This is a genomic window from Shewanella sp. CAL98-MNA-CIBAN-0140, assembly GCF_040309905.1.
In the GTDB taxonomy this organism is placed as follows: Bacteria; Pseudomonadota; Gammaproteobacteria; order Enterobacterales; family Shewanellaceae; genus Shewanella; species Shewanella psychromarinicola.
Genome location: NZ_JBEOPI010000004.1, coordinates 80,754 through 92,606, shown reverse-complemented (window position 1 = coordinate 92,606; position 11,853 = coordinate 80,754). Strand labels below are relative to the sequence as shown.

Sequence of the window (11,853 nt, the reverse complement as noted above, 5' to 3'; positions counted from 1 at the left end):
TACTAGGAATAGCACTAGGAATAGCACTAGGTATAGCCAGCCCTTTCTCTGCTTAAACGTCTGTTTGCACATAGCTTAAAAAGCATACGAGCGATAAAGACTCGATTTTACAAAGCATATTAACAACTTGTTAACGTTACACGTAATAATTTGTGTATCAATTTGTATTAGCAGAAAGTAATAAAGGGCAGTTTAATGGGTGTAACGCGTTCTAATAACAATAAATCACCATCTCTAATTCGATTCTTACCGCCATTCATAGAGTTGCCACTGCAAAGAACCGCACGACTATGTGCGTCGCTCCATCTCACTCGATAAACATAAACGCTGCCATTACTTTGGCAAACCTACCTAAATGATGGCACGCGTATTTTGGTTGAAGCCTGCATTGAAATGTATTCGCAGGATTATGCCAGTATCTCCAATCCATACTTAGTCAAAAGCACCATTGACTCGGCACTTGTTAAACATGACGCTTATTCTGGCGCGCAGCGCTGCCATGAAATATATCAAGCGATGATGGAATATTTTGAACCTTTAGGTATATAGTTTTATAAGCAAAGCGGATGATGGTTTTTCAATATAATAAACACCAAAATTATGCTGGTAGATTGGTATGTTTTATTAAATTTTTCATAATCCTAGAGTTCAACATGTGATAATATTTAAACAAATAATTTACCGATAAATACTCTTATGATCTACTTTGATACCGCAGCCTCATATCCTCTATTGCCTGAAGTTAAAATTTCTCTGATGAATGCGTTTGAGACATTTTATGCAAATTCAGCATCCAGTCATTTGATGGGGTCTATTGTCCAGAAGGAAATTGATCAAGTAAGAGAAAAACTAGCGGATTCAATCGGTGCTTACCCAAGTGAAATTGTGTTTACCAGTGGCGCAACAGAATCAAATAACATCGCTTTTAAAAGCTTACTGTTAAGTGGTGACATCCCTGCAGGCAAAAACCATATAATCACCTCCACAATTGAGCACAAGTGTGTATTAGCGATATGTGATTATTTTAAATCGATTGGTTTTGAAGTCACTTATATTAAACCTAATGTGGATGGCATTATTTGTCCAAATGATGTCAAGGATGCTATTAACGAAAAAACGGCTCTAGTGTCAATCATGCACGTTAATAATGAATTAGGAACAATTAATCCGATTGGTGAAATTGGTAAATTGTGTTCTGAAAACAAAGTTATATTCCACTCAGATGCAGCGCAGAGTTATGGCAAAACAGAGATCGATGTCGATGATCTTAATATAGATGTCATGTCATTTTCCGCTCACAAAGTCGGTGGTCCAAAAGGCATTGGTGCGATCTACATACGAGATTTACGCCATAGAAAGCTTTTGCCGGTTATTCATGGCGCTGGTCAAGAGCAAGGCTTAAGAGGAGGAACAATTGCTGCGCCGTTGATTATCGGTTATGGCACCGCTATTGATTTTTTCCCGAAATATTACCAATTGTTTTCTGAAATGTGCACAAAAGAGTACTTAATTGAAGGGCTCACTAATGAAGGGATTGGCTTTAAAATAAATGGTCGAACTAAAATCTTACCTCATTGTTTATCCTTAACATTATTGAATACCAACGTAGCGTTAATGATCCGCGATAATGATCAAAAACTTAGCCTAGCACAAGGCTCAGCTTGTTCTTCAAAAGAAATCGAAGCTTCACATGTATTAACATCTTTAGGTTTAACGCGTGAACAAGCTGAAGATACTATTAGACTTAGTTTTCCACTTGATGTGACGTTTGAACAAATAGATACATTTATTAAAGCTGTAAAAAAAGCGACTAGATAGTCGCTTTTTATTTATTTGTAGCAGGTGACACAAGCTCCACCACCTTCGGCTTCATCGTATATGTCGTCTAGTTCCCCAAAATCACATACACCACCAAAATCACCTAACAAAGCATTGCTACGTTTCTTTTTATTAAAACGAGCAACTTTTTTCTCATGGTTTTCAATGATGCGTTTTTGTACTTCTGGATCTTCTAAAGTTTCAAGAGGTTGACCTTGGCCCATCCAATAAAAGCGCTCACCGGTAGTACTATTACTATCATCACCTTTCTCAAAAGCTTTCGCTTCTTCAAATAAAGTAGGGTGCTTTTCCATCAGCTTTACCCATTCAATTTTTCGCTGATAGAAGCAAAAAGTACAACCCGAACGTGAACGCCACTTGTAATATTCAGGAAGATCTAACCCATTACGTTGAAGGATATTTTCAATATCACTTCTAACAATGCCATGTTTTCTGAAAGGGAATACAGACTCAATAGGTTTCTCTATGGTCATGTATCCCGTTCTTTCAGGCTCGTCAGCTCGAATTCCGACGTAGTTTTTAATCTTATAACCGTCTTTAATAAAACTATCTAACCATTGCTCAAATGGTTTTAGTTTCATTTGCACGGTACACCAGCGATCACGTTGTGAGGGCAGGTAGTTACCGTGCTCTTTTAGCAAGTGTGCAAAGTCTTTTTCGCCACGACCTTCAATATTGTTTAATGATCGTGCATTTAAACGGTGAATATAACCCAGTTTTTCTTCAAGTTTATCAATAAACTCGTTGGTTTCTGGTAGCTCGTAGCCGGTATCAGTAAAGAAGTATTCAACTTCTAATTCGGGATACGTTTCTTTGACAAATAATGCTAAGGCGCTACTGTCTTTGCCGCCAGACAACCCTAGAACATGTTTAACTTTTTCAGTCATTAACAACCTCTGTTACGCTTTCACTTTGTTCCATCAAATTTGTTAGCATGTTAGTTAAAGCGGCCAATTGTTTCTCTTTAGATAAATCAGAGAAAGACGACTTTATTTTTTCTACAACTTGCAAAACGTCGCTATCCATTTCTAAATCGTACTGTATAAATCCACCAAATTCTTGATGCTTACCTTCACTATTGGTAGTGATGAATGCCAGAGGTTTTGAACTACCTTTGGTTTGTAAATTACCAAATGACTCAATACGTCTGAATTGAACACATAAATTTTGCAGTTCATCTAAGCCGTTACGAAGATGTTTGTCGGTCCAATTTCGTTCAGGAGCACCCGTTGCAAGATTAATAACAAATTCAAATTTACTCGGATTATTAATGCACTGACCTATTCGTTTAGCGAGCTCTTTGACATTAGGTCGCTTGGCTATGCCCTCAACAAATTTACAACGTGTTTTGAGATTGTTATTAAATTCTTCACCTAACGTCTCAATGATTATTTGTTTGAATCCATTATATAAAATATCATTTTGAGCGCTTAAATCTTCAATTGCAGTTCTCAGTTTATAACCCAATTGATCTTCTAAAGCAGGGTCGTTTTTGTCAAAACCAAACACAGCAGGCAAATCTTCTAAGATAAGTTTAAAAGGATCGCTAGCGCCAATGACTTTGTTTCTAAAGTCTCTTGCTTCTTTAGTTAATCCATTTTGTTGGCTACCACTAAAGCTCTCTCCACTAGTTTTTTTAACCCAAGATGGTAGCTTATGGACTATTCCAACAATGTGTTTTGCTATATTCAAAATAGCACTGTCAGTCTTAGTATTTCCAATTGTAGCTTGAGCTAAATTATCTAACAAATGACTCTGAATATCTGATATTTCAAAATATCGTACCGCAGCTTCATGTGGGTGCTTATAGATTTTATTAACCAATTCCTCATCTAATTCAGGAATAAAAATAAACTGATTAGTAGAATCCCAATCATAAAAAGCGATTTGTCCTTCAAGTGACTTTAACAGCGCTAATCCATAGATGCGACAAAGCCCAGTTGTTAAGCCAAAAGGTGGCAACATCCAACGTTCATATAATTGTGCGATGGATACATGTGCTGTGGTTGAATTCTTTTTTATAAAAGCAAAACCATCTTGCCAAAGTGCATACATCTTTGGATTAGCATCTATGGTTTCTTTACTCCATGTTTTGGGAAATAAATAACCCTCAGGAGTATAATTATGCCAACCCTTGCTCTTTAAACACGATAGATATAAGCCTTTCTCTGGAGGGAAGCTATTTTCATCGAAGCCTAAATCTTTTTGGTCCCCATTTACAAACATTGCATTCATCAATTTACGAATTGCACTGTTTGCACTACCAGAAGGTTTAGAGCGGTTAACTAACTCATTAATTACAATTGGTGCTTTGTGATAGATTTCTTCTGCAATTACAGACGCCAATGAAGTCAGAGGAGATGAGGGGGGTAATGGATTATTCCAATGCGTCCACTGTGCATTTTTGTAGATATGTTGCAGTTCTTTTTCTACATTTTGTTGTGCAAAGATGATGCGGTTTTCTAACTCGTTCTTGGCGATCAAGTCATGTGTAATTTTCTGCTCATCTTTAAGGATTTGCTTAAGTGCGATCAGCTCAATGGCCGCTGTTTGTAGAATACTAAAATCGTCATACTCACCGATAACGCAATGACCTAATTTTTCTGGATTTGATGCAATTTCTTTAAACATTTGCGTCACAGCGGGTGATACCGATAAAACAAACGTAAGGAAAGCCTCGCCTGTTTTCGGTTCAGTATTGAGCTGTTCAAGTAAAGATTTTTCGACTTTATTGATGAGCTTAGTTGTTGCCCATCTCATCGTGCCAGTTTTGTGATAGTGTGCCGTCGCTAATATATTTTGCGGCAAATCACAAACCGTTGTCCAATCAACACCTTGACTAACTGCTTCGACACGCTCACTTATCAATGTGTTGATATCGATATCACTACCTTGGAAAACAAATAAAGCATCATGTTTCTGTCGGTAAATAATGACAGTCCATGTTTGTAAATCATCTAATGCAGCAACAATTTCACTATTTTTAAACCCACGAGACACAAAATAGTGTTTTATGAAATCTTTCTTTGCATGAAGCTGATGATGAAATCCAAAAATAGTTAATAGTGCAATAACTTTCGTTATTGAAACATGAAGATCACTACCTTTTTGCTCCGCACGATATATAGCATCACAACCTTCCAACCATGCTTTACTATCATGCGATGTCACAATTAAGTGATGCAAATTATGGTGAAGGTAATCCCAATACATTTCTGGCCTGTATAAAACTAGGTCATCTTGAGGTTGTGTATAGTTATCTTCTAGAAACTCACGAAAACCATACTTCTCATGTGATGCGAGAAAACCGAATAAGCTACGCTCATTTTGTGAAAAACGGCGTCTTGAAACAGGACCTAGAAGTAAACTAACAATAGGATCAAGTGGTAGAGTATTGGTTAATGCATCAACATTTCGATGTTGACTAGCGAAAGCACTACTGACAGCATTGACTAACTTTGCATACTTGTTTTCTATTTTTGATGAAATTTCAGCTGAGCGAGTTATGGAGTCACCAACGAGGATTAATGATTCGTCAATTGATGGATTAAAACTTAGATCTCGATAGCGTCCCTGAACTTTGCTCCATTCTTGCTGCGTTTTTGCATCTTTATTTTTAGCGTAATCAGAAAACGCTTGATGTAAGAAACCTATCATCAACACAGGACGACTAGCTTGTTGTACTACGTCAGCTAATGCTTGAAATAAATGCAAATCTTTATTAGCGCGTGATTGATAATCTAAAGCCTTACCCATTTCATCTAGTAAGATTAATACGCCATCACCATTGCTTTGCGTTGAAGAAAGAACCTGTTTAATTTCAGAAAGACATTCATCATCATTTAAGTCTGTAATTTTATTCACATCGTGAGTTATACCAAGTGCAATATACAAACTTAGTAAAATACTGTTTGCTGGCGATTCTAAACCACAAACATGCTTAACTGTTTTCCAACCAATGTTGATTGCAAATCGTTTCTGAAATTCGGACGAGAGGATCGGCGATGATTGTAACTTTTCGGTAGCGTAATCGCGTAACTTAGTATCAGTAGACAATAAACATGATAAAAACAACGCGACTGTAGATTTACCTGAACCATAAGGCCCTGTAATGGTATATACCCTTTGTGCATTAGCATCGTATTCGCGACTGACGGTATCAAGCACATTAACGGCGGTACCATGAAGAATAAAATCGTCAATAAAGGACCGTAAATCTTCGCTATCACCATCAATACGGGTAGAGCTTTTATAACGTTGGTTGATAGTTATGAGTGATTCAGTCATTTTTAGTGCCATAATATTGATTCAAATAGTGAGTGCTATTGGTCTTTGCATATTCAGAAACGTTGACTTGCCTTAATCCTAATGAATCGACCCATGAAATATTGTTGTCAGTAAAGCCCTGAACTTCATCGAGTTTTTGACCTAATCCTGATTCAGACAACCGGAATATCCGACCGGGTGAGCAGGGTTTACTCAATAATGAGTCGAAATCAACAGTGCTGACTTTAGAATCTACAGTTTCAGTTTTAAAAAACTCAAGCAGGGCATAAGTAAATATTTCGATCGGCAGTTCAGGACGTTCAGCGAGGTTACTAATGTAAAAACCGCCACCGTTATCTTGTATCAAATTTAATTCAGACAAAGGTGAAATAAAATGGTCTTCATCTATGTTGATACTTTTTTTCGATGGAGTAGCTTTGAGCTTTTTACTATAGGTATTCAAAAAGCAGTCAATATCTTTCTTTATAGTAGAAATATTACCCAGCTCACTATCAACGAGTTTTTTTGCATCTTCAAAACAATCAGCGATGAGCTTTGTTTTTTCAAAATGTTGCACATTTGCGAAATTAAAAAAGTAACGGTAAGCCGTCAAATGTTCAACATTAAAATTTAACCAGAAATGAACTAACCAAATTGAGCCAGGCAGTTCTAGGTAAGGGTCTCTTCCATCCTCTAAGCTTTCACCACCAAAAAGATATTCGCCATTTTGTGACACAGAATGAGTAAATGAATTATTTGATCGTTCAGAATGAATCACGTTAGAAGCTTCAGCCCAATACTGAATAGCTTTAACCATATTTTTACCAACACCAAGTTCGACTATCGATTGACGAATGCTGTCTTCATCAGAACTTGAGAATTTACCATTTGAATTCAAATGATTAACTGCCTTGAATAGCCATCCATAGCGCAGAGGGAAAGTGTCATGACCTGTAAACTTAGCTTTCATCGCTTATTAGTGCCTCTGGAGAAATTGTCCAGAGGCGATACTAGCCTGATTTTCAAAATAACGAAAGAACTTTATCCTAAAGACTGTTCATTTGTACAGTGCATTTTTTAAAATATTTTTTTTTATTGTAGTAAACTAGTCAATACGGTAAATTCATGAATACAATGAACAATTATGTTGTTTTTTTGTTATAAGGGATCTTGTTTTAATCGACAAGGAATTGATTTAGCAGCTAGCTGCCGAAGAATAAAGGATTGTAATGCTAAGTAAGATTTTATCAAACTTTTCAGAAGACGAACTGTTAAGTTTTTTGCCTAAAGAGTCGATTCGATTTGCGCTTGATTTAGATGAGATAGACAACCAGATAAATGAAAATGCAAATTACAATAAAAAAAGTCTTGCTACAGTAGTTGCAAATGTAAAGCAAATCGATTTTGTTTTTGATGATAAGCTGCGTAAAAAATTGATTGAGAGGTTATCCCCCAATTTATTACTAGATTTATTCCCAGATTTTAATGTCACACCTACTCAAATAACACCTAAATACTATGATGCAGCGATTAGCTGGGCTGAACAAAACCAATTTGAATTCGCCCAAAAAATTGGCTTGTCTGACGTTTATCAGAGTCGACTTCAACAAAATGTAGATTTCACAAATATTTCTCGAATAGAACCCAATTATCCTCTATATCCCTATCAACAAGACATATCAAATCAAGTGCTTAATGAGTTTGATAACAATCATAAACGCGTTCTTCTTCATTTGCCTACGGGTTCAGGAAAAACAAGAACGGCAATGAATATTGCTGCTGAACACTTACGGCAATCTAATAAACATGTTGTTTTATGGTTAGCTGATAGAGAAGAGCTTTGTTCACAAGCTTATGCTGAATTTTCAACGGCATGGCAATCTCTTGGGAATAGAGCTACGACGTTATATGGATTTTATTCCAATTCCGATGAAAGTTTAGGAGGTATTGATTCAGGCTTTGTTGTGGCTGGACTGCACAAGTTTTTAAGTTTACGAAAAAACGACTCTCGACAGTTAAAACTATTATACAAAGAATTATGTAAAAAGGTGACCTTGGTAATTTTTGATGAAGCACATAAGGCCATAGCCCCAAAGTTTCAAGAAGTGGTAGATGATTTTATTGGTGATGAAAACTTCCATGCAAACTTATTAGGATTAACAGCTACACCAGGACGTAGTTATTCTGCCGATGGCCTATCGGAGGAAGACGAACGTTTATCAAATTTTTTTAATAATAATAAAGTTTCAATGAGAATTTCAGGATATTTGTCACCTATTGATTATTTAGTCGATAAAGGTTATTTAGCCAAAGCCAATTTTAAATCACTAAATTATGATTCATCAGCTATCTCTGCTTATGAATTAAGAGATGCTGGCGGTATTGAAACCATGAAAACACTAGCAAATAACATGAGTCGTAATAGACAAATTATTCAAACCATAATTGACGAATGTAATAATGGTGCACAAATAATAGTCTTTGCATGCACCGTGGAGCATGGCATCAATCTTGCGTCAGCTCTTGCCTACAAAGGCGTGAAGGCTGCTTCAATAGACAGTAAAAATGACACAACAGAAAGTCGACGAGCAAAAATTCAACAATATAAAAGTGGTGCTATTCAGGTGCTTGTTAACTTTAATGTATTAACTGCTGGTTTTGATGCACCAAAGACAAACGTTACTATTATAGCTAAGCCTATGAACTCTCTTGTTCAATATCTTCAAATGGCGGGACGTGCCATGAGGGGGTATAAAAGTGGTGGCAATAAAGAGTGCAACATTTATACAGTCATGGACAATATCCCAGAATTCCAAAGCGTAAGTATTGCGTTTAGCTATTGGAACGATATGTGGGTAGATAAGGAAGAACAAGATGAGTAATAGATTTTTAAGTGCAGAAACCGTGATTGAGTCTTTACGGGACAACGGATACAACAATACAGCTTATGCACTTGCCGAATTAATCGATAATAGTTTGCAGGCGACGGCTACAAGAGTTGAAGTAGGATTTATTGAAACTCAGCATAGTGAACGTAAGAACTATAGTGTCACAGAAATCTCGCTATGGGATAATGGTGTTGGCATGGATATTGACACCCTTCGAATTGCAATGCAATTCGGTGGTGGAAGTCATAGAAAAGATAGTGCTGGTATGGGAAAATTTGGTATGGGTCTACCGAATTCTTCTATCTCTCAGTGCAAACGAGTTGAGGTATGGAGTTGGCAAGGTGGTGGCAATCCACATTATACCTATCTTGATGTTGACGAGATGAAAAGTGGTTCACTTGAAACCATTCCAGAACCAAAAGAATTAGCAATCCCAATTCAATATGAAAAAGCTTTTTTTAGTAAAAGACCTGATTCTGGTACATTAATTATTTGGTCTAAACTTGATCGATTAAGCTGGAAAACAGGTAAATCAATTTATCGCCATTGTGAGCACCTTGTTGGCCGTATGTATCGTAATTTCATAAGTGATGAAAATATTAAGATTGAAAGCATTACATATAGAAAAGCAGGTATTGATAGATTGGATGTATGGGATCGTGATACTTTTAAAGCAAATGATCCTATGTACCTCAAGAAAAATACTTCACTATCTGAATTGCCTGGCCATTATAAAAATGAAGCTTTTTTTGAACAAATGGACCAGGAGATTATCTCCGTTGAGTATTTAGATGATAATGGAGATCCTAAACGTGATGACGTTACGATTACAACATCTATGGTAAAAAGAAATATCTCCAATTACATTTTGAAAGAGACTGTAGGTAAACTTGGTGGGACTGTTTGGGGGAAACATTGTAGTAAAAATGTCGGTGTTTCAATTGTAAGAGCTAATAGAGAACTTGTTATTCGAGACTCATTTTTAACGTCAGCATTGCGCGAAAGCAAAGGTAGATTTATTGGCATAGAAGTGTCTTTTCCTCCTAATTTAGATTCTGTTTTTGGTGTAACTAACAACAAACAAGATGCTGTAAGACTAATTCCTTATGAAATGAAAACAATTTCTAGTCAAGCGGGATTTGATTCTGAACAAGAATACTTGCGTGATCTAGAAGAGAATTCAGATTCACTTTTACAGGTACTAAAAGTTGTTACAGTAATAAAAAAACAAGTGTCCGCTCTAACCAAAGCACTTGAATCAATTAATGTAGAAGGCAAAGCAACGAAGGGCGATGATCCAAAAACGGTATCAGAAGGTGCAGCGTCGAAGGCTACTCAAGGCTCTGCAGTACGCGAAAGAACCGGACATAAAACAAATGAAAATTCAGAAATTGAATTGAATAAAGAAGATGTTGTAGAGCACTTGAAAACAACTGGTGGTATGACTCAAGAAGAAGCAGAGGAAAAAGCCGAAAGATTAATTCTGACAGGAAACCGATTTCTTATTGAAGATGTCGCACGTGATTCAGAAGCTTTTTTTGATGTATCAACAAGTAAAGGTTTAACTCTCGTATTACTTAATACAAATCATGTTTTTTATAAAAAATTAGTTACTAAATTAGGTCCTGATGAGCTTGAGGTATTGCAAACAACAATCGCAGGTTTCGCCCGTGTTATGAATGAAACTACTGATGAGAAACGTCATAATTATTTGAACTCGATTAGGCGTGAATGGGGTTTAGTTATTAGTGAGTTTTTAGAAGAACCATCAGATGAAAATACGGATGATTTCTAATGTCTAATTTGATCTCAAATAGTGATCTTACAATGCAGTTAGAGCGTCTTCTACCTAATTGCAAAGAGCTCACAATTATTTCAGCATTTATGACTCAACCAGCTACAAGCTGGTTGAGCCGTTTGACTTATCATAACAAACCGAAAGTCGAACTAATTGGCCGCTTTACTCCTAATGATTTTGCTCAAGGTGCAAGTGACATAAATGCACTACGCGAATGTATTAATAATGGTTTTAGTGTAAAAGCTTTATCCAATTTACATGCGAAAATTTATCAAATTGATCAAGAGATAATATTCAATGGTAGTGCAAATTTAACAGGGAAAGGTTTAGCTATTGTTAATAATAGTAATCTAGAATCTTGTAGCCGTGTTGAGGCTAGTGAAGCATCAAAAATATTTATTACTAAAATAGCTGAATCTGCAATTCCATTAACTTTGGTTACACTAGATAGAATGGATGCTTTTTTAAAGGAATTAAATTCGAACACAGATCAGCAATTACCAGTACTCTGGCCAGAAGAAATTTTATCTAATTCTTCTGAGTTATTTGTATCAGATTTTCCGTTAGGCCAACCAGGTAAAATGGTTAACGAATACATGCTAAATCCATCACTTTCTTTCGCTCAAATCGAAAATATAAAAGATAACTATGCTGATGCGGAAAAAATATTCAAACAAAGCAAAGCTTATCAGTGGATAAAAAAACAAATCAAAAACAACAAAAGTGATCGAGATTTAGGGTTTGGACAAATATCAAGCCTCCTTCATGATGTGCTAGCTGATGATCCAGGGCCATACAGACAAGAAGTAAAAAACTTACAAATTAACCTTTATTTATATTTAAAGCTTTATGCAACTGATGAGGTTGAAGTATATGTACCAGGTAATAGAAGCGAAGTAATTAAATTTAAGAATGAACTATAGAGAATCCGCAATGGTAACAGTAGAAGAGTTGTTGGAAAGGTCCGGTGAGTCAGGGTTGAGTGAAATTGTAAGTAATTCACTTCTTGAGATTAATTTCTAAATGTTAATACCTAAAATATTCGGAACTGCTCAAGCTATA

8 protein-coding genes are annotated in these 11,853 nt (G+C 36.2%); 5 read left to right on the top strand and 3 right to left on the bottom strand.

All coding sequences use genetic code 11. The features are described from left to right. The first annotated feature begins 393 nt into the window (after positions 1–393). Together AAEY93_RS03460 and AAEY93_RS03455 are read left to right on the top strand one after the other, a co-directional pair. Entirely contained in the window at positions 394–549 is a 156-nt protein-coding gene (locus AAEY93_RS03460) for an LPD1 domain-containing protein (protein ID WP_351075067.1), read from the top strand. Between the two features lie 147 nt (positions 550–696). After that, positions 697–1,818, top strand: coding sequence for a cysteine desulfurase family protein (locus AAEY93_RS03455; RefSeq protein WP_351075002.1), 1,122 nt, complete (start codon positions 697–699; stop codon positions 1,816–1,818). 11 nt (positions 1,819–1,829) lie between these two features. Here AAEY93_RS03455 and AAEY93_RS03450 read toward each other — a convergent pair whose 3' ends face one another. Genes AAEY93_RS03450 through AAEY93_RS03440 form a run of 3 tightly spaced genes read right to left on the bottom strand, consistent with a single transcriptional unit; the run spans position 1,830 to position 7,075 of the window. Further along, positions 1,830–2,726, bottom strand: coding sequence for a phosphoadenosine phosphosulfate reductase family protein (locus tag AAEY93_RS03450; RefSeq protein ID WP_351075000.1), 897 nt, complete (start codon positions 2,724–2,726; stop codon positions 1,830–1,832). Further along, a complete protein-coding gene (locus AAEY93_RS03445; RefSeq protein WP_351074998.1) occupies positions 2,719–6,126 on the bottom strand; it encodes a DEAD/DEAH box helicase family protein in 3,408 nt (1,135 codons plus the stop codon). Before AAEY93_RS03445 ends, AAEY93_RS03450 begins: the two co-directional genes overlap by 8 nt. Further along, positions 6,119–7,075, bottom strand: a complete 957-nt coding sequence (locus tag AAEY93_RS03440) for a DUF4007 family protein (protein ID WP_351074996.1) — start codon at positions 7,073–7,075, stop codon at positions 6,119–6,121. The genes AAEY93_RS03445 and AAEY93_RS03440 overlap by 8 nt, the downstream gene beginning before the upstream one ends. Before the next feature lie 259 nt (positions 7,076–7,334). Between AAEY93_RS03440 and AAEY93_RS03435 the strand changes: the two genes are divergently transcribed. Genes AAEY93_RS03435 through AAEY93_RS03425 form a run of 3 tightly spaced genes read left to right on the top strand, consistent with a single transcriptional unit; the run spans position 7,335 to position 11,714 of the window. Beyond that, positions 7,335–8,987, top strand: a complete 1,653-nt coding sequence (locus AAEY93_RS03435; protein ID WP_351074994.1) for a DEAD/DEAH box helicase — start codon at positions 7,335–7,337, stop codon at positions 8,985–8,987. Beyond that, positions 8,980–10,788, top strand: coding sequence for an ATP-binding protein (locus AAEY93_RS03430; protein WP_351074992.1), 1,809 nt, complete (start codon positions 8,980–8,982; stop codon positions 10,786–10,788). Before AAEY93_RS03435 ends, AAEY93_RS03430 begins: the two co-directional genes overlap by 8 nt. Beyond that, complete coding sequence (locus tag AAEY93_RS03425) at positions 10,788–11,714, top strand: phospholipase D family protein (RefSeq protein ID WP_351074990.1); 927 nt, start codon at positions 10,788–10,790, stop codon at positions 11,712–11,714. The genes AAEY93_RS03430 and AAEY93_RS03425 overlap by 1 nt, the downstream gene beginning before the upstream one ends. Positions 11,715–11,853: the final 139 nt, after the last annotated feature.